Annotated in this window: 13 protein-coding genes and 1 tRNA gene; 9 read left to right on the top strand and 5 right to left on the bottom strand. The window is 69.3% G+C overall.

Annotation, left to right across the window (positions count from 1 at the left end; genetic code table 11):
- Nucleotides 1-3 precede the first annotated feature (3 nt).
- From OEB96_RS31265 to OEB96_RS31280, 4 genes are all read left to right on the top strand, one after another.
- Nucleotides 4-1,305, top strand: coding sequence for an FHA domain-containing protein (locus tag OEB96_RS31265; RefSeq protein ID WP_266220463.1), 1,302 nt, complete (start codon nt 4-6; stop codon nt 1,303-1,305).
- Nucleotides 1,302-3,230 (top strand): carboxypeptidase-like regulatory domain-containing protein, encoded by a 1,929-nt coding sequence (locus OEB96_RS31270; RefSeq protein WP_266220464.1) that lies wholly within the window; start codon nt 1,302-1,304, stop codon nt 3,228-3,230. Before OEB96_RS31265 ends, OEB96_RS31270 begins: the two co-directional genes overlap by 4 nt.
- 320 nt (nt 3,231-3,550) lie before the next feature.
- A complete protein-coding gene (locus OEB96_RS31275; RefSeq protein WP_266220465.1) occupies nt 3,551-5,497 on the top strand; it encodes a hypothetical protein in 1,947 nt (648 codons plus the stop codon).
- Nucleotides 5,472-5,801, top strand: coding sequence for a hypothetical protein (locus OEB96_RS31280; protein ID WP_266220466.1), 330 nt, complete (start codon nt 5,472-5,474; stop codon nt 5,799-5,801). The genes OEB96_RS31275 and OEB96_RS31280 overlap by 26 nt, the downstream gene beginning before the upstream one ends.
- A 30-nt stretch (nt 5,802-5,831) precedes the next feature.
- On the opposite strand, the gene OEB96_RS31285 is transcribed toward OEB96_RS31280, so the two are convergent.
- The 3 genes from OEB96_RS31285 to OEB96_RS31295 form a co-directional block, all read right to left on the bottom strand.
- On the bottom strand, nt 5,832-6,212 hold the full coding sequence (locus OEB96_RS31285; RefSeq protein ID WP_266220467.1) for a DUF7793 family protein: 381 nt from the start codon (nt 6,210-6,212) through the stop codon (nt 5,832-5,834).
- A 21-nt stretch (nt 6,213-6,233) separates the two neighbouring features.
- Nucleotides 6,234-9,275 carry a response regulator gene (locus OEB96_RS31290; RefSeq protein ID WP_266220468.1) on the bottom strand — a complete coding sequence of 1,014 codons (3,042 nt, stop codon included), beginning with the start codon at nt 9,273-9,275 and terminating at the stop codon, nt 6,234-6,236.
- A gap of 123 nt (nt 9,276-9,398) precedes the next feature.
- The gene (locus OEB96_RS31295) at nt 9,399-10,214 is read right to left on the bottom strand and encodes an endonuclease/exonuclease/phosphatase family protein (protein ID WP_266220469.1); all 816 of its coding nucleotides are present in this window, start codon (nt 10,212-10,214) and stop codon (nt 9,399-9,401) included.
- Between the two features lie 110 nt (nt 10,215-10,324).
- Here OEB96_RS31295 and OEB96_RS31300 point away from each other — a divergent pair, with 110 nt between their 5' ends.
- Entirely contained in the window at nt 10,325-10,774 is a 450-nt protein-coding gene (locus tag OEB96_RS31300) for a hypothetical protein (protein ID WP_266220470.1), read from the top strand.
- Between the two features lie 31 nt (nt 10,775-10,805).
- On the opposite strand, the gene OEB96_RS31305 is transcribed toward OEB96_RS31300, so the two are convergent.
- Nucleotides 10,806-13,913 carry an MXAN_5808 family serine peptidase gene (locus tag OEB96_RS31305; protein ID WP_266220471.1) on the bottom strand — a complete coding sequence of 1,036 codons (3,108 nt, stop codon included), beginning with the start codon at nt 13,911-13,913 and terminating at the stop codon, nt 10,806-10,808.
- 181 nt (nt 13,914-14,094) lie between these two features.
- Here OEB96_RS31305 and OEB96_RS31310 point away from each other — a divergent pair, with 181 nt between their 5' ends.
- The 3 genes from OEB96_RS31310 to OEB96_RS31320 all read left to right on the top strand — a co-directional run bounded on the left by OEB96_RS31310 (nt 14,095) and on the right by OEB96_RS31320 (nt 16,845).
- Complete coding sequence (locus OEB96_RS31310) at nt 14,095-14,601, top strand: hypothetical protein (RefSeq protein ID WP_266220472.1); 507 nt, start codon at nt 14,095-14,097, stop codon at nt 14,599-14,601.
- Between the two features lie 528 nt (nt 14,602-15,129).
- Nucleotides 15,130-15,519 (top strand): tellurite resistance TerB family protein, encoded by a 390-nt coding sequence (locus tag OEB96_RS31315; protein ID WP_266220473.1) that lies wholly within the window; start codon nt 15,130-15,132, stop codon nt 15,517-15,519.
- A gap of 132 nt (nt 15,520-15,651) precedes the next feature.
- A complete protein-coding gene (locus tag OEB96_RS31320) occupies nt 15,652-16,845 on the top strand; it encodes an SPFH domain-containing protein (protein WP_266220474.1) in 1,194 nt (397 codons plus the stop codon).
- A 119-nt stretch (nt 16,846-16,964) separates the two neighbouring features.
- Here the strand turns inward: OEB96_RS31320 and OEB96_RS31325 are convergent, their stop codons facing one another.
- A complete protein-coding gene (locus OEB96_RS31325) occupies nt 16,965-18,725 on the bottom strand; it encodes an alpha/beta hydrolase family protein (RefSeq protein WP_266220475.1) in 1,761 nt (586 codons plus the stop codon).
- A gap of 428 nt (nt 18,726-19,153) precedes the next feature.
- Here OEB96_RS31325 and OEB96_RS31330 point away from each other — a divergent pair.
- A tRNA-Lys gene (locus OEB96_RS31330) sits at nt 19,154-19,226 on the top strand.
- The last annotated feature ends 218 nt before the right edge of the window (nt 19,227-19,444 follow it).

Genomic DNA, 19,444 nt, shown 5'->3' on the forward strand with positions numbered 1-19,444 from the left:
GCCGTGGTCGTTCTCCGCATCCACGCCCCGGTGATCGGCCAAGAGGAGCGCGTGCTCGCCTGGGATGGCCATGGCCATGGGCGCCCGATCACCCTCGGCCGGGACGAGACCTGCGACGTGGTGCTGCTCGAGCAGGCCGCCTCGCGTCACCACGCCCGTCTCGAGCAACGCGGCGACCAGATCGTCGTGGTCGATCTCGACAGCGCAAACGGAGTCTGGGTGGGTGACGAGCGCGTCGAGGGCTCCCGGGTCCTTCACGACGGCGATGCGGTGAAGATCGGCGACACCACCATCGAGCTGGTGCTGAACCCCCATCGTCAGCCCACCTTGATTCGAAGCGAGGGGCACCGCTCGAACGGCTCGGGCCCCGTGCCCACCGTGGTGCGGGCCGAGGTCACCAACGAGACGCCGCCCGTGCACGAGGACGTCGCCTTCGAGCCCACGGTCTCGGTTCCCATCCCCACGCCTCCGTCTGGACCAGTCCCGGCCGCCATGCCCGCTCCCGCGTCCGGTCCGGCTGCGGTGGCGACCCCCGTACCCGCTCCGGCGGCGCCCCAGCGCTCCTCGTCGGCCTACGAGATCGGCTCGGATCCCACGCTGGCCCGAGACGAAGGACCCCACGCGCTGGGCGTGCCCGATCGCAGCACGCCCTCGGTCTACTCGCTGGGCTCCGAGCCCACCCCAGGCCAGCACGAGCCCGATCGCTTCGAGCTGCCCGCGTCCTCTCCTTCCGTCTACTCCCTCGGCGACGACCCTTCCCCTCGCACCCGCGAGCCCGATCGCTTCGAGCTGCCCGCGTCCTCTGCTTCCGTCTACTCCTTCGGCGACGACCCCTCCGCTCGCGCCCCGCAGCCCGATCGCTTCGAGCTGCCCGCGTCCTCTCCCTCCGTCTACTCCCTCGGCGACGTCCCCACGCCGTCTCCACGTGGCCCGGATCTCCCCATGACGGGCCCGGCGTCATCGGCCGAGCTGAGCGCACCGCCGCCCCGACCCGGTGCCCTTCCGGCGGCCATGGCCATCCCGGCGCCCGCACCCGTTCCCGCTCCGGCTCTCATCCCGGTTCCGGCCCCGGCCCCAGCCCCCCGTCCTCGCCCCCAACACAGCGCGGCATCGTCGTGGGAGTGGTCCGAGCCAACCCCGTCCCATCGTCGCCAACGTCATCATCGCGCCGCCGGTCCCACGCTATGGCTGGGCCTGGGACTCCTGGTGGGAGGCATCGTCGCCATCATCGTCGGGCTCGCATCCGGCTTCGACCCGCAGGACCTCCGCACCTTGATCGGTTGGATTCCCGGAGGCCTGCGATGATCCGCGCCGCCATGGCCCTGCTGGCCCTGCTGGCGTGGTCCCCCCTGGCCACCGCCGCCCCATGCGACGTGATCGGCACCGTCGTGGGACCCGACGGTCAGCCGCTCGCCGAGCTCCCCGTGCGCCTCGACGGAGGCAAGGCCACGAGCGCACGCAAGACCCCTCGCACCACCACGACCGATGCCGACGGCCGCTTCCGCTTCGCCGGGGTCTCCGCCCCGGTCGAGGTGGTCGCCACCCTCGGCGAGGGCAACGAGCCCCCCCGCTTCGTCATCGTCGATGGCGGCACCGCGGTGGAGGCACGGGCCAACGTCGACCCCTCGGGGAGCTGCCAGGTCGCGCTGACCCTCGATGCCCACCCGCGCGCGGCCGACCTGCTCGCGCTGCACCAGGGCCTGCACCGCGGCTTCGCCATGATGGCCGCGCTCGGGATCCCGCAGGGCCCCACCCTGCGCGTCGAGGCCGACGACGCCATCGCCGATCCCCACGCCACCTACTGGACCGGCACCATGAGCTTCAACCCCAAGGACGTGCAGCCGCCTCGCATGGTCCTGGGCACCGCCGCCACCAACCGCGACGACTCCGGAGCCCCCGACAACCGCGAGTACCACGAGCTGGGACACCACGCCCTGGCCACCGCCTTCGGAGCCCTGCCGCGGGCGCGCGACCACGTCGACGGCGGGGGCTACCATCGCAATGCCTCGAGCGCCGGAGCGCTCTCGGAGGGCTTTGCGATCTTCTTCGCCGCCCTGGTCGCCCGCGAGATCGAGCAGCGTCCCAGCGCCGGCCTCTACCGCGTGGAGGGGGCATGGCTCGACCTCGAGCTCGACTATGGTCCGTGGGACCTCCGAGGCACCGAGTCGATCGCCGTGGCGGGCCTCCTGTGGGACATGATCGACGGCGATCGCGATGCTCGACCCTCGCCTGCGCTCGTCGAAGGCGTGGATCTCGTGCGGGACGAGGGCCAGCCGCCCCTCCTGGTGGCCCGCGTGCGCAACCCCGCCGCCGAGCCCCTGCACGACGTCCGCGTCCAGGTCGAGCTGCCGGGCTGGTCCGGGACCGCCCTGGTCGCCCCCGCCGTCCTGGCTCCGAACGCCGATGGCTGGCTCGCCGTGCCCCTGCCCGGCGAGCTCGCGGACCGCGAGGATCTGCGCACCGCCCTCCAGCTGCGTGCGGTCGACGTCCCCGCCGTCCCCGACGACGACACCGTCGAGGTGGAGCCGCGCGAGCTGTGGACCGCGATGGTCGAGCTGCGTGGCGAGCGACCCGAGGGCAACGGCCGCCTGTTCGACGTGGCCGATCTCCACCAGGCCCTGCACGGCCGCTTTGGCGACCAAGTCGATGCGCTGTTCGTGGCCCACGGCCTCCACGCCGATCCCGACGGCGATCACGAGCACGATGCCGACGAGGCTCCGGGACTCACCTCGCATCCCGGCCGCACGGTACGCGTGGACGGTGACACCCAGGCCTGGCCGGCCTTCGATCCCCGCCATCGTCTGGCCCTGCCCGCCGCGCTGCGCATGTCCGTCACGGTCGAGCCAGCACAGGCCTCCCTCGCCGTGATGGTGTCCGGCTCGGGCTTTGGCGGCTACCTGGCCGCCCCCGACGAGGACGGCCGGATCCGGCTGCTCCCGCCCCCCTCGGGCGACGGCGCCACCGTCTCCGTCGTCGCCATGGCGCCCGATCGCCGTCCGGCCGTGGTCTGGCACCGCGAGGCCGAGGCCCTGCTGCCCGAGCTCGAGCAGCACCAGCAGCCCTACCTCACCGCCGAGGCAACGCTGCTCGACGCCTCGGCGCTCGCTTCGCCCACCGAGACCGCGGGCTCGCCGCGATGGCCACGACTGCTGTTCCTCGGAGGCGTTGCCGCCACATTGCTGGGGCTCGTGCTCATGGCCATCGGTTGGCCACGCATGCGTCCGTCGTAGTCTTCGATCCTGGTCTGGCCCGGCCACCTTTGGCCCGAACGATCCGCTATGGCCGCGCGAATCCGTCCCTGTGGTTACCAGACCGACATGGACAATACTCAATCCTCGTTGATATCCTCCGCAACGAGGACCACTTGACGAGGCGCCCCTGCAATCGAACCACCAAGGCCGGGGTACGCCTGGAACTGGTCTGCTTGGCAGCCGCGTGCAACTCGGGAGCGGCCAATCCTGAAGCCATCGATCCTTGCGACACGGAAGGACCCGCACCCGCGACCTCGGGGGGCGACCATGGCCCTCCTTGGCCTGGCTTCCAGTTGCCGATGCCAGGCGCCGATGACACCGCCGGTGAAAAGCTAGACGTTTGGGACACCACCTTGGATCTACCGGATATCCCGGCCCCGGGCGTCACCGACTGGGAGGAGGATCCCGTATCCGGGCTTCATTACCGGCGCCTCACGGACCTCGAGATCCAAAACAATGGCTGGCAGGGGAACCTCCTCCTCGTAGCCTTCGATGATTCGTTCATTGCCGATGTCTCGAATGCCGTTGGCAAGGTCACCCTGGACCTCCCCCTCGCAGATGCACATCCTTGGTCCCTCCAAGAGGATCTACCCATCATCTCCGTTCCCCTCACGCATCATTCGAGTCGAGACTTCGCGGGCGTCGTAGAGCATGCGATCACCGCCAGCGGTTCATCCATCGTGCACACCGACCGCCCCTTCTTCCACTCCTATGTCCAGGAGGATCTCGACTGGGGCAACATCGACGATACGGCCGTTCATCTCTTTGCCCAGGACGACGGCGGCATCGTGGTGTCTGGAGCCACCTATGGGCGAACGTTTTGGCTCGAGGGTCCCAAGGAGGACTTTCGCGACCTACTCATCATCGAAATCGAGCCCCCGGCGGGGCATCAGGCATTTCTGCTCCATACTCAACATGGTCCACCCCTGAGCCAAGCACAGCTCTCGGATGACGACGTTGCCGCCCACATCCTCCAGCAGGGGGCGGTTCCCACATCCCTTGCTGTTCCCACTCAGCCGGTATCAGGCGGAGCGCCAGCACCCATCAATCAATGTACCGATGGGCTCAACAATGCCCCTGACATCAACGACGACGCAGACGGCTGCGACTTCTCGTGCATGCCGCACCCCGATTTTGGCACTGATCTCTACCCCGGAATATTTCCCATCTGGGAGTACGGCCGGCCCTTTGCCGTGGTTGGCGACGCTGAATGGTGCATGTTTCACCCCACCGACTGGGAGGACCTTCTGCATGCTTATGGGCGCAAAGCCGAGGAACTGCTCAATTGGGTCGAAGCACCAGCGGCTTTTCCAGGCCCCAGAGTGCCACCGTTTCGCCTCGTAGGAGTCTATTGCTGGTTGTTCCTTGACGCCAACGTCGGAATTGCGTGCCACGACCAGGGCACATGTCCCAATGACGCCTCAGATTATCCATTTGCCGGCGTAGGGAACAAATGGTCCGGCGGCCCTCCCAGCTACCTCGGCAATGTATGGAGTGCAACCGATGCTTGGGCCGCGGATGCAGTCAACGCCAACACCCCCGAAATTGCCCACCCGCTGCAAAACGTCGCAGTAATCGCTTTCGACCAAGATCCAAGCGAGCCGACGTCCACGATCGGCTTGGCATACTTCGAGGGTGCAGACTATACGAACATCGGCGGAGCGGTCGTCCACGAAGCATGGGTCGTTGGTGATGGAGGCCCAATCATCATGGGCCGGAGGATCGCTCACGAGTTCGGACACACACATGGCCTGGCCCACGACATGGCGCAGCACAATGGTATCGATGGCTTCATGAACGACAGCGGAGGTCCCGTGCCGTTGCTCGGCGAGGACGACGATTCGCTCGTGATCGACCATAGCGTCAACCCTCCCGTACCCTACAAACAGTACGAGGTATGGACCCTGTTTCCCCGCGAGCCTACATTCCACGGCCTCCTGGTTTCAGCCACGTCGGCTGCACCGAGATCCCCGACAATTGCCCAACGGGCCTCACCTGCACAGTCACGGATCAAGGACTCGCATGTCTCCCCTAGCGTGGTCGACGTTGCATCGTTCATCCGCTCGGGTTCTCCTGCTGGGGTTCCTGCTCTCTCCTGGTTGCAACGATCCTGTCCCCATCGACGACGACTGTTTCTCACTCGATCCCTGGAAGGACGAGCGCGACGCAGCCCACGAGTACTCCATGAGCAGCGATTTCCAACTCGAGGAGTACGATCGCATGCTCCGGGCGATCGGATTCTGTGAATACGGTCCCGACGAGATCGGCGACATCTTCCCCGAGCACGCCCGGGAGGACATCAACACCTGGAGCGCTTGCGTTCCCGGCACCTCCTGCGAGCAGTGCGTCGGCGAGGACATCGACGAGCTAATTCGCCAGTCCTACGACCAATACCTCGACTCCAGGGGATGTCCCGTGGATCATCGCGCGATCCTGGCCTATGAGCGCGGCTGCGTTGCACCCGAGATCGACGCCAATGGCGAGGCGGAGTGCTGCTACTCCGCGGCCATGGTGGGTGAGTGCGAGGCGGGGGACGTACCGGGTCGTTGATGGGCGCGATGCAGGGCCACTCGAGTCGCCTCAGCCTCCCCGCAGCCATGCCCGTGCCGCGTCGCGGTCCTGGAACATCTTGGTCGGGATCCGAGGCTTGCTCACCTTGAGGAACACGTTGCCGATGATGCGCGCGGCCGGCGACTCGACCATCAGCGCGACCTTGCTCGACACCGCCTGATTCTCCGGGCTCTGCGCGAAGAACGTGCGGGCCTCGCGGGTGAGTTCCTTGATGTTGCCAGGCTCCACCAGCGAGGGCACCGGGGCGTCGCTCCCCAGCAGCTCGGCCGCGCTCCGCACGATCGCACGCGCGAACTCGAGGTCGACCACCGACCCTGGCGCATAGCGATACACCAGGATGCCGTCCTGCAGCTCGAGGTCCGCGTGCTCGGTCGACAGCGTCTTGCTCATCGCACGGTCCGGTGTTCGCGATCACGAGAGTGCCAATGCCGAGAGCTCGTGGTCCAGCACATTCAACAGCGCCGCTCGGTCCTCGACGCGAGCAGCGTTCAGCGCGGCCGCCAGGCCAGCCAGTCGCATCGCGCCCAGGTTGGCCGACCACGTGACCAGCCCGAAGACGTCGCGTGACCAGCCGGGATCGCCCGCAGCTCCGGCGCTCGATCCCCGAGCGAGGGCGATCCGGCGCATGCGTTCCAGGCGATCGCGACCGGTGCGGACGAAGTGCTCCCGCAGCTCGGCTTCGAGCTCCGCGCCCACGCCCAGCGCGCTCGAGGCCGCCACCGCAGACAGCCCCGGAAGCTCCGCCGACGCCAGCCGATCGGCCCAGGGCCGACCATCCGCACGCAGCGTCGGCCCCAGCCACAACAGGAGCAGCATCACCAGCTCGGCCCGCCGCACCGGCTTGGTCAAGAAGTCGTCCAGGTCGGCCTCGATGCAGCGTGCACGCTCCCGAGCGCTGTCGTGGCCCGTCACCGCGATGATCGGCGTGCGCTCGGTCGACTCCAGCGCACGGATCCGCTGCGTCGCCATCAAGCCGTCGACGCCCGCCATCTCCACGTCCATCAGCACCGCGCCGTAGCGCCGCTGCGACGCCGCCCTCACCGCTTCGTCGCCGCCCTCGGCCTCGTCCGCCGCGATCCCGATGCGCTCGAGCATGCCCACGAGCACGCGGCGGTTGATGGGGTCGTCATCGGCGACGAGCACCCGCGCCCGCGACCAGAACGCGCTCGACATGCCCGGGGCCTGCTCGTCCGTGCCCGCGCGTCCCGGGCCGTCGCCGGGCCCCCACGCTGGCCCCCCGGCTCGGGCCGCCTCGGGTGCGGGAAGCTCCCTCGGAGTGCACCGCGTCCAGCGCGACAAGCACCTCGAGAGCATCTCGATGCGCAGCGGCTTGGACAGGAAGTCGTCCATCCCCACCGCCAGACAGCGCTCGCGCACCTGGTCGGTGGCGTTCGCCGTGACCGCGACGATCGGCAGGTCGGCCCCATGGGGGTGTCGGCGAAGCCGCTCGGTGGCCTCGTAGCCATCCATCACCGGCATGTGGAGATCCATCAACACGATCGAGAACCGCTGCTGCGCCACCGCCTCGACCGCCTGGCGACCATCGCCGACCACCCACACCGCGAGTCCCAGGCGACGCAGCTGCTCCCGAATGACCGCTTGGTTGATCGGGTTGTCCTCCACCACCAGCACGGGCGCTTCGGGCACCCACTGCGGTGACCGAAGCAGCGCGGCCCGGGACCCGCCGGGGTCGCGCCCGGGCCCATCGAACGACCCCCGCAGCAGGCTCCGCAAGCGGCTGTACTTGGGCGGCTTGGGCAGGGTCGCGACCCGCTCCCGTGGCCACGACTCGGTCACGGCCTCGACCGACGCGAGCGGAGTCAGCAGCACCACCCGCGTGCCCGCCTTCACGAGCGGGTCGAGCAGCTCGCGCCCCGCTGCCGCCCCCGCGCCGTCCCAGTCGACGACCGCCAGGCACGGCGGCTCCGTTGCACCCCGGATCAGCGTCCTCGCCTCCTCCCAGTGGCTCGCCAGCAGCACCCGCGCCCCCCAGTGTCGAAGCGAGTCGGCAAGGGCCGTGCGCAGCCGAGCATTGTCCTCGACGACGAGGACCTGCTGCCCGATGAGCGGTGCTCGCTCGGACGGCGCGCGCTCGTCGACCACCCGCTCGAGGGGCACCTCGAACCAAAACGTCGCCCCCCGCCCCAGCTCGCTCGTGCAGCCGATGCGTCCCCCCATGAGCGCCACCAAGCGCTTGCTGATCGTCAGGCCCAGCCCCGTCCCGCCGTACTTTCGTGCGGTCGCCGTCTCGGCCTGGGCAAACGCCTCGAAGATCGTCTCCTGCAGATGCTCCGCGATGCCGATCCCCGTGTCGCTCACCGCAAAGCGCAGCCACACCACGCCCTCGCGCGCCTCCGGCGAGCCCGGTGGCTCGTCGACGGGCTCGACCACGACCACGACCTCGCCGCGCTCGGTGAACTTGACCGCATTGCTGACCAAGTTGCCCAGCACCTGCCGTAGCCGCCCCGCATCGCCCCGTACGCGCAGCGGCAGCTCGGGCTCGAGCACCGGGACCAGCTCGACCCCCTTCTGCTCGGCGCGCACGGCATAGACGTGGAGCAGGTTCTCGACGGTGACCGCGAGCTCGAGTTCTCCCACGTCGAGCGCCGCGGCCCCCGATTCCAGCTTCGACAGATCGAGGATGTCGTTGACGATGTCGAGCAGGAGCGTCGCGCAGTCGTGGATGGCCTCGAGCTTGGCGTGCGTCGCCGGATCGGCGCCGGAGCCCGCGATCCGCTCGTCCTCCAGGAGCAACCACGCCATGCCGATGACCCCATTGAGCGGGGTTCGGATCTCGTGGCTCATGTTGGCCAGGAACGACGCCGTCACCTGGGCCGAGTGCAGCGCCGCATCTCGAGCCCTGGCCAGCGTGCGCGCCAGCTCCTTGTGCGCCGTGATGTCCTGGACGACGTACATCCACCCGTCGATTCCGTTGGGGCGGCGCAGGATCGAGCGGGAGAGCGCCACCTCGATCGCGCGGCCGTCGGCCCGAACGAGCGCGGTCTCCACCCGTCGCTCTGCGCGGGCATCCGAGGAGGCCACTGAAGATCCGGGCGAAGATCCGAACGAGCCCTCCGCGGGGTCCTCCGCCAACAGCTCCGGGCAGAGGTCCGACCAGGGCGTACCGACGAGGGCCGAGCGCGACTGGCCCAGCAACTCCGTCAACGCCGGGTTCACGTCGGAGATCAGCCCGTGGGCATCGACCACCACCAAGCCCTCGGCCATCGAGCGGATGATGCCGTCGTAGTAGTCGCGCGAGATCGTGGACGCGCGCAGCTCTTCGCAGAGCACGTTGAGCCCATAGGCGATCCCATCCAGGAACGAGCCGTCACCGTAGATCTTCGCACGGCGCGAGAAATCGAGATCTGCCAGCGACGTGACGACCTCGAGCAGGTTCTCGAGCCGCTGATCCGGAGCTTCTTCGTCGGGGGGTCCACCGCCTTCGGTGAACATGACGGATCTCCCCGGGAACTCGTCGTGACTGCGATTCACCGACCGCTCGTACTCCCGAGCCGCAACGCTCTCGAAGATGCCCTGCCCCTACGGTACACCGTTCCATCACGAATTGGATGCGTTTCACCATGACACGCGCACCGGGCAGTGGTCCGACACGCAGTGGAAGTCCGCCACGTTCTGATCCCCGGGAACCCGCCGCCCTCCCAGCGTCCTGCACATGCCCAGCGCCTCGGCTGGCCCGCGCGGGGGCGTGCTGAGCAGGATGTGGTCGAGCATCGAGGGCTCGTAGTCCCGCTTGCGTCGATTCGGCCGCCAGTAGGCGGTGCAGCCAAGATCCTTGGTGGCCAGGTGCATCCCCGCACGCGCCGTCATCTCCATGATGAGGCGGCGCTCACCGCGGTCGTCGTCGGGAAAGCCGGTGCTGTTGAAGTCGCCGGCCACTGCCAAGGGCACCCCCAGCTCCGCGCGCACGCGCCCGATCGAGGCCACCAGGTGATCCCACTGATCGCGGCGCGCCCGGTGCATCCAGCGACGCCCTCCGTATTGCAGGTGCACCGACATCGCCGCCCGGCGCGCGCCGTCCTCCTCCTCGAGCACCACCAGCAGCGCCGGCGGGTGCCCGTCGCGACACGAGCAGCGCGCCTGTGGATCCAGCTCGGCCTGGATCCGATGCTCCACCTCGCGAAACCGCCGCCGGTCGTACACCACCCCCAGCTGGAGCTCGCTGGTCTTGCACATCGGACCCAGCCGCACCGCATAGTCGCGATGGAGGCGACGCGAGGCCTCCAGCAGCACCGTGTCGAAGACCTCGGGCTCGCGGATCTCCTGCACCATGAACAGATCGGCGTCGAGCTCCACGACCCGATCCGCGACCGCCTCCAGCTCCGCCCCTCGATCGGGGAACAGCCGGATGTTGAATGTGCCGAGGCTCGGCAACGGCTGAGCCTGCCAAGAGCCGACCCGAGCGCGCAACCAAGGAGACCCGCCACGTCGGCCGCCAACGCCAGGCTTGACGCGCGAGATCGAATGCCGGATAAACTGAACACATGAGCAGCATCACCCCCGCTCGAGACCCCGTTTCGGAGCCTCTGGCCGCCCTGATCACCGTATTTGGCGAGCACGCAGGGTCCCTGTGCTTTCCCGACGTCGATCACCCCATCCTCGAGGATCTCGCCGCCGAGCTGCGCCAGGCCGCCGCCGAGGTCGACCGCCAGGAGCGAGCCCTCGCCGCGGCACGCCACGATCTCGACGAGCGCACCAGGGCCCTGCGCACCCGGGCCGAGCGCGGCCTGGCCTATGCGAGGATCTTCGCGGAGGACGACGACGAGCTGCGACAGCAGCTCGAGACGATCGACCTCGGCGGCGACAAGGCGGCCGCCCCCAAGCGCTCGGCCAAGAAGGCGCCGCCTCGCCGCACGCGACGCACCAAGCCCGCGATCGCCGACGAGACGGTGACCGAATTGCCGTTCGCGGGCGACGAGCGGGGCGCAGCCTGACCACCGCGGCGGCCAAGCCCCTAGCGCGCCTCTACCCCGGCCCCTCGCGAAACACCCACACGTCCTCGCGCCGCTCGACCTTCCGACCGTCGCGCACCAGGATCGTGATCCGATTCCCCCCCGGCTCGAGCGGCACCTCGGCCTCGAACGTCAGCGACTGCGCCCCCGCCTGATTGTCCGGGCTCGCCGTGTAGCTCACCTTGCGATCGATCTGCGACGCCCCCGGCGGCCGCACCAGCACCGCCACGTCCCGCACCCGTCGCGGGTGCGTGGCCGTTCCGCGCAGCTTGACGTGCGCGTCCTCGACCACCCGCGGCACCGCCTCGAGCTGCAGCCCCGGCGGGAGCACCAGCGCCTCCTTGCGCACCGCATCGAGCGGATCGCCCTTGGGTCGCTTCTTCACCGACCCGGCCACCTCGCCGAGATCGGCCGGCACGAACAGCCGCCGGCCATCGTTGGGCAGCTCGAGCACCCGCCATGGCCCCACCTCGCCCACCGTGCTCACCACCGAGCCCTCCGGCAGCTCGAGCACCACTGGAGCCGAGGCGTGCGCACCGTTGTACACCCGCAGCGGCTCCTTCCCCACGCGCACCGAGGCCTCCTTCCGCACCACCGTCGGCACATCGGAGAGCACCCGCAGCCGCAGCTCGTCGCCCGCTCGCTCGCGGACCTGCGCGTCCCCGATCACCAGCTCCACCTCGAACGGCTGCGCCGGATCGGCGCTCTCGTTGACCGTGATCCCGAATGCGCCCCGGGCTCGCGCCCCGGCCGGCATCTTCCCCAGCGTCACCGCCCCCTCTTCGAGCAAGCCCTGCGCCGCGCTCCCGTTGCGCAGCACCGCACGCACGTCGGGGCTCACCCCCGGCCCGTCGTTGCGCGCCTCGAACGCCAGCAGCACCCGCTCGCCCGGCTGCAGCATGCCATCGCCGTTGCCCTTCACCTCGAACGGGACCTCGCCCTTGAGCAGCGGCGTCTGTGGCCGCTTCGGGGCCGCGGCCGCCAGCGCGGGGTCGTCCACGATCCACCACGAATACGACAGCGATGGCCGCGACGCCCCCGCCACCGAGAACCGCACCTCCGTGCGTGCGTCGGGCTGCTCATCGGGCTCGCCCACGTGCACGTCGAGCGCCAGCACGTCGGTGAAATCGGAGTGCCACGGCATCACGTGCAGCTTCAGGTCGCGCACCACCGTCTGCCCCGGATCGATCTTGCCGACCAGCAGCTCGATCCCGTCGAGCTCGTCGTGCACGCAATCGGTGATCCCGTGCACCCGCTCCACCGGCGCCTTGCCACGGTTCTCCACCTCGACCCGCATCACGAACGGCTCGCCCGCCGCCACCGGACCCGATTCCACCAGCGAGGCCTCGACTGCGAGCTCCGCCTTCGAGGGGCTCGGTGAATCCGACCAGTCCACGCTCGCATCGGCCAGCGCCGCCTCGATCCGGTCGTCCTCGGTTGCCGCCAGCCGGCCCGCCACCGCACGCAGCGCCGCCGCCCGCTGCTCGCGATCGCCGGTCCCTTGCAGCCCCAGCGCCACCTCTCGCGCGATGCGGATCTCTGGATCCTGCAGCCGGTCGAGCACCTCGACGTCGTCGGTCAGCGCCCGCAGCTCGGCCGGCACCTCGCCGCTGTAGAGGTACCGCAGCCGCGACAGCGCGACGTGATCGGGCGGCAGCGAAGGATGGTGCTTGGCCGACGGCAGGTGTGCCGTACGCGAGCGCTCGCGCTGCCGTTCGAACCGCTCCTCGTCGAAGAACCGCGCGATCCCGGGGATCGCCGTCATCTCCACCGGCAGCAGCTCGAGGTCGGGCAGCACCCCCAGGCTCTGGATCGTGCGATCGCCCGCCACCAAGTACTCGGCCACGGTGAGCTTGAGCGCCAGCTCCCGCCCGTAGGGCGAGGCCGGCTTGACCATCTGCACCGTCCCCTTGCCAAAGCTCGAGCGCCCCAGCACCACGCCTCGCCCCAGCGCCTTGAGCCCGCCCCCGACGATCTCGGCCGCGCTCGCCGAGTCCTCGTCGAGGAGCACCACCACGGGCGTGCCATCGGCCAGCGCCATCGCATCGGTGGCGTCCTCGGCCTCCCGCCCCATCGCGCTGCGCACGATCACCAGCTCGCCGCGCTGCACCATCGTGTCCACCACCGCCGTGGCCTGCGTGAGCAGCCCGCCCGAATTGCCGCGCAGGTCCAGCACCACCCCCCCCGCCCCCTGCTCGCCCGCGAGCTCTTGCAGGGCTGCCTGCACCTGCTCGCCCGTGTTCTCCTGGAACGTCGAGATCCGCAGGTACGCCACCTTGCCGGGCAGCATCGCCTTCTCCACGCTGTCCACGTGGATCGTGTCGCGGGTGATCGGCAGCGAGAGCGTCTGCGTACCCCGCCGCACCACCACCACCACCACCTCGCCCACCGGTCCGCGCAGCAGCGCCTGCGCATCCTCGGCCGGCATGTTCACCGTCGCCGCCCCGTCGATGGTGAGCACGACGTCGCCGGCCTTCATGCCCGCCTTCTCGGCCGGCATTCCGGGCAGCACGCGCACCACGATGATGCGGCGATCCTCGGCCCGGATCTGCGCCCCGATCCCACCGAAGTGCCCGCGCGTGCGCACCCCCAGGTCATCGTGCTCCTCGGGCGACAGCAGGATCGTGTGGGGGTCGAGCGGCGCGAACAACCCGTTGATGGCCGTGTACTCCAGCTCGTGCAGCGGCTCGGGATCGAGGTCGAGCACGTCCTGCGTGAACACCAGGATTTCCTCGAGCCGGTCGGCCGCCTTCTGAAGCGACGTCACGTCATCGAGCCCGAACGACGCCGACCGCGAGCGCACCTTGACCACCAGGCCGCCCCCCGCGTTGGGCTCCGCGAAGAACTCCGGGCTGTGCAGCCCCAGGAACTGCACCGCCGACAGCAGCTGCTCGCGTGGATCGAAGCGCTCCTTGTCGAAGTACTCCTGCTCGACCCGATAGGCCGACCACACCAGCAGCGGGAACGCCCGGTCCTCGAGATCCGCCAGCGGATCATCGGGCACCACTCCCGTGTCCGATTCGTTGGCCGTGGAATCCGCGGAGGGGGCCGGCGCGTCACCGCGGTCCCTGCACCCAAGGAACAGCAACGGCAGCAACGCGAGGCAGCGTCGGTCGAGCATGTCCGGCAAGCATAGCGGTCGCACGCATCGAGCGCGGCCCACCCGGGCCCACACAGCCTCTTTCTACTCATTGTCGCGCTGATGCTCCCTTTTGCATCAAGCTCGGGGTATGCCCGCGGCCAAGATCATGATCTTCGTCGATCCTGGGACTGGCATGGGTTTCGCTAACCGACTCGACTCCGTGCTGACGCTCCCTCGCCTCGTCCCCTTGGCGCTGGTCGCGATCCTGGTTCCTGCGTGCGTAGACGCTCCGATCACGCCCGACCAGCTCGAGGCCGATGGTCAGCTCCGCGCCCCTGCGCTCGAGCAGTCTGCGTTCTCTGCGCAGGAGCGCGACACCACCCTGCGCGCGGCCCACATCTCGGCCGTGCTCGCGGCCCAGGCCGAGGGTCCGCTGGCCGACGCCAACCGCTTCCCCGCCGACGTCGGCCAGGTCAACCTGCACCTGCGGGCCGACGGCATCGACGGGCCCCGCCCGGTGGTGTTCCGCTGGACCCACCGTGGTCATGCAGCGCTCGTCGACGGCGTCCTCTCGCCGGGCGAGACGCTCGCTCTCGCCAACAGCTTTCCCATCGACCCCGAGCGGATCGGCCCCTGGCGGGTCGAGATCCTCGGGGCACCGACCTCGGGTGCCGAGCCCGCCGTGCTCTTCGAGCGCGAATTCGAAGTCTTCGTTCCGTCGCATTGACGACCCGGTGGTCGTCGGATCGTTGTGCAACGCCCGCGGTGTGGGGCCGCGGGCGTTGACTTTTTTTACCCCCCGCGGGCGGCTCGGGCTTCACGTTAAGCGCTTCGCGCGGGTTCCCCCCGCAAGCGGGGGGATTCTCTTTGCCGGTTCGAGCGCTCTCGGGTTGGGCGTGCGCCGTTCTGTGTCGTTTCGCGCGCCGTCGGTTGGGCGTGCGTCGTTCTGTGTCGTTTCGCGCGCCATCGGTTGGGCGTGCGCCCGTTCTGTGACCTTTCGAGCGCCGTCGGTTGGGCGTGCGGCCGTTCTGTGACCTTTCGAGCGCCGTCGGTTGGGTGTGCCGTTCTGTGTCGTTTCGCGCGCCGTTGGTTGGGCGTGCGCCGTTCCGTGGCCTTTCGAGCGCCGTTGGTTGGGTGTGCGCCGTTCTGTGGCCTTCGAGTGCCGGCGGTTGGTGTGCGCCGTTCTGTGGCCTTTCGGGGGCGTTTGGGGGGCGGCTGGTCTCGGCTGGGCGGGGCGCGTACGCTTGGCGGCGGCATGACCGACGCGACCTCATCCTCTGGGGGGCTGAGCCCCGAAGTCATCGACGTGTTCGCCCGTGGGCTCTACCACCTCGCCAGCGTCGACGGAATGGATCAACGGGAGGAGACGCTGATCCGCGAGTTCCTCGCGGAGACGGGTAGCGAGCTCAAGTTCGAGGATCTGCCGGGGTCCTCGTTCTCGCCCTACGAGGCGGCCATGGTGCTCGAGACGTCGCACATCCGCCGCACCTTCGTGAAGGCCGCCGTGGCCATGGTCAAGGCGGACGGCGTCTATAGCGACGCCGAGCGTCATGCCGTCGGCGAGCTCGCCGACGCCTTCGACATGAGCAACGCCGAGTTCGGCGACATCGAGCAAGAGGCGGCCAAGATCCGCCTCGATGACTGAGCCTCCCGCTTGAAATAGCCACGCGCGAGTCGAGGTAGCCCGCCGCCGCCGTAGCAACCGCGCACTCCGTACCGTATCCAACCGCGCACCCCAACCACGCACGCCGCACCGAAGAACGAGGAACACGCTGCCATGGGCATCATGAGCTTCATCAAGTCCCAGCTCATCGACATCATCGAGTGGAAGGACGACACCAACTACACGCTGGTGTGGCGCTTTCCCGACGAGGACAACGAGGTCAAGAACGGCGCCAAGCTGATCTGCCGCGAGGGACAGGCCTGCGTGCTGGTCAACGAGGGCAAGGCCGCCGACGTGTTCGGCCCGGGCACCCACACCCTCAGCACCCAGAACGTGCCGATCCTCTCCACCCTGCGCGGCTGGAAGTACGGCTTCGAGAGCCCCTACAAGGTCGAGATCTACTTCATCAACCTGCGCCAGTACCTCGACCAGAAGTGGGGCACCGCCAACCCCGTGCTCGTGCGCGACCCCGAGTTCGCGGTGGGCAATCGCCCCGGGCGCGTCCGCATCCGCGCCTACGGCTCCTACAACTTCAAGATCACGCAGCCCAAGGTGTTCTTCGACGAGATCGTGGGCACCCAGGGCTTCGTGTCCACCGACGACATCGAGGGCTTCCTGCGGCGGCGCATGGTCTCCACGTTCTCGCAGGCCGCCGGCAAGAGCGAGCTGTCGGTGGCCGACATGGCCGGCCACTACGACGTGCTCGCCAACGCGGTCAAGGAGGGCATCGCCGAGGACTTCGCCAAGCTGGGCCTCACCCTCACCTCGTTCATCGTCGAGAACATCTCGCTGCCCCCCGAGGTCGAGAAGGCCCTCGACGCCGCCGCCGCCCAGAGCGCCCGCGGCGTCGACAACACGCTCGCCTGGGAGGGCATGCAGGCCATGCGCGACGTGGCCAAGCAGCCCGGCGGCGGCGGAAGCCCGATCATGCAGGCCGGCATGGGCCTGGGCATGGGCATGGGCATGGGCAACATGATGGGCAACGTCATGGGCCAGGCCATGTACCCGCAGCAGGGCTACCCGCAGGGCTATCCTCCGCCCGGCTACCCGCCCCCGCCCGGATACCCACCACCGCCCGGATATCCGCCCGGCTACGCGCCTCCCGGCTATCCGCCGCAAGGACAGCAGGGACAACCGCAGCAGGGCTACCAGCAGCCAGGTCAGCCTCAGCCGGCTCCCCAGGCGGCCGGTGGCGGCGGCTCGCCGCTCGAGGACAAGCTCAAGAAGCTCAAGGCCGCCTACGAGGCCGAGCTCATCACCGAGGACGAGTACAAGGCCAAGCGCGCCGCACTGCTGGCGGACTTCTAGGACTGGTCCCGCAACCGATTGCTGGCCAGCAATCAATCAGCTCGCCCCGAGAAGGGGCGGGGTTTGGCCCCCGACCGAGGCCGTCCCTTCGCACGGGGGCGGCCTCGTCCCGTTCGAGGTCAGGAGGGACGACGGCGCTTGCTCGCGGGCGGGGCCGGCTTGGTGATCGACACCACCCACGTGCACAGGTCGGACAGGAACGTTGGATCGACCTTGCGTCCCGGCTCGCGGTAGCGGGCGGGCGTCGATCGCAGCGGCTCGGGCTTGAACAGGTGGTCGAGCTGCTCGTAGCGGTGCAGCTCGACCTTCGTGCCCTTGCCGCGGGCCTTGGCCGCATCGTGGAGCGCCCGGGCATCGAGCGTCGGGTCGACCTCGAAGTCGCGAGCGCCCTGGGCCAGCCACAGCGCCGCGGGGACGCGAGCGATCATCCGGGCCGGATCGAGGGCCAGGACCTCGCGCAGCCAGGCTTCGTGATCGCGCAGCTCGGGGGGCACCGTACCCGCGGCGAGCTCGGCGATCATGCGGGCTTGCTGCTCCCGTGCGTGCTCGCGCAGCTCGGGAGGCACATCGGCCAGCGCCGCCTCGCCCTGGTGGCGCAGCACCTCGACATGGGGGCGCCCCGGGCTGCCCAGGAGCGCCACTCCGGTGATGGCCGCTCCCTGCTGGGCCGCCAACGACAGCGCCCGCAGGCCGCCCTCGCCATGGGCCACCAGCACCACGCGATCGGGATCGACCTCGGGCTGCACCACCAGCGTGCGAAAGGCTCGACGTGCGTCCTCGAGCTGGTCGGAGAACGACAGGGAGCCGGCCTCGCTTCGACCATGGCCGCGCTCGTCGAAGCGCAGCACCAGCACCCCGGCCTCGGCGAGCGCATCGGTGATCTCGTGGCTGCCCAGATCCACCGGGGGAGGTCCGGCGAAGCCGTGGCGATCCTCGCGACCGGTGCCGGAGATCCACAGCACGGCCGGCGCTGGGGTGGTGACGCCCTCGGGGATCAGCAGCTCGCCGAACAACGCGGGCTCACCGGCTCGACCGGGCAGCTCGAACTCTCGCCGACCGAAGCGAGCATCGGCGGCGGGCTCGTAGCGCAGACGCGGAGGGCCGGTGATGACCCAGTCCGGCCAGGTGACCTCGCCCTTGATCGCCTCGATCTCGAGGCCCGAGGCCGCGACGGCGGAGCGCAGCAGGCGACCGTGCTCGATGGTGATCTCTTCGCCGAGGTTGGTGCGGATCACCGCACGCTCGCCCGAGCGTCGCGGGGCGCGGACCAGCGAGGCCTCCCACTCCACCGGCACGCCGCCCGACAGCGAAACCACGCGCCAGCTCATCGAGCCCTCGGCTAGGCGGCGCAGGCCCAGCATCAGCTCCTCGTGGAACACGGCCGAGTGCGCCATGAAGGCGGTGTCGCGACGCTCGGGCTCGTAGAGCACCTCGTCCTCGCGCTCGCCGTCGGTCAGGTGCAGCAGGTTGCCCTTGCGTTCGAAGCGAAGCTCCGCCGCATCGCTCCGCTCGTGGCCCGACACGAGGGTGCCTTGGTCGTCGAGCAGCACCAGCCCTTCGGCGCGCGCGGGAGGTCGACCGGGAAGCAGCAGCTCGGTGCGGGTCTCGAAGCGGTGGCGCAGCGAGGGGCCCTCTCCTTCGGTGCCCACGTAGCGTCCCCAGGTGCGGCCGATCAGGCGGTCGCCCTGGCGCAGCTCGAACCCACGGATTTCTCCACGGGCGTAGAGCTCGCCCACCGGCAGGCCGTCCCACGCCACCTGGGAGCGGGCGGGGGGTTCATCGGGATCGTCGGCCGCATCGGGGGCCAGCGGTGGCGGCGGCTGGATGCACGCGCTCGGGATCGAGGCGGCCAGCGCGAGCACGAGGGAGCGGGGGAACACGACCGGCAGGATACACAGGCCGTTCGTGGAGCCTGGGCATGCACCAGGGGGTGCCGCGGGCGGGTGGGGTGAGCACGGAGCGGAGGTGGAGCGATTGCTGCGGTCTTGCGAGGTGGCGAGGTGTTGATGGAGGTGGTGGTCTCGCGTGAGCCGACACGTGAGTACGCTCGCCTCGAATGCCCTCGGCGTTGTTCACGCGGGCGTCGGGTGATCGAAGAGATCGCTTCATGGTGCCCAGGGAAGGCCCGTGCCGTTGGAAGGCCGAGAGCCCGGCAGAGGCCGATCTGCTTGGATTCTGGGCTCAGGAGCCGATTTCGTGACGGGAGGGATGGAGGGAACTCGCATGCGCCGGGTGGCGACGACGCGAGGTTTTCGGGCTCAGGGGGTTGTGATCGCGCGCGGATCGACTATAAACGCCGCCCTCCGACGGGCTCGTAGCTCAATTGGCAGAGCAGCGGACTCTTAATCCGCGGGTTGTAGGTTCGATTCCTACCGGGCTCACCGTCCAGAACGCCTCCTAGCAAGCGCTAGGGGGCGTTTTGCGTTTGGCGGAGTTGGCGAGGATCGGTGCCGGCCGAGGCTCTGGAGTTCACCTGGAGTTCAGGTGAGCGCGGGCAGTTGATGGCGAGCCGAGAGCTGTCGTTGTTCACGATCATGACCCACCCGTAGCCGGGGTTTGTTCACGACCATGGCCCACCCTGGGGGCGGGTTGTTCACGA

Origin of the sequence: Paraliomyxa miuraensis, assembly GCF_026337845.1 — a bacterium.
Lineage (GTDB): Bacteria > Myxococcota_A > Polyangia > Nannocystales > Nannocystaceae > Paraliomyxa > Paraliomyxa miuraensis.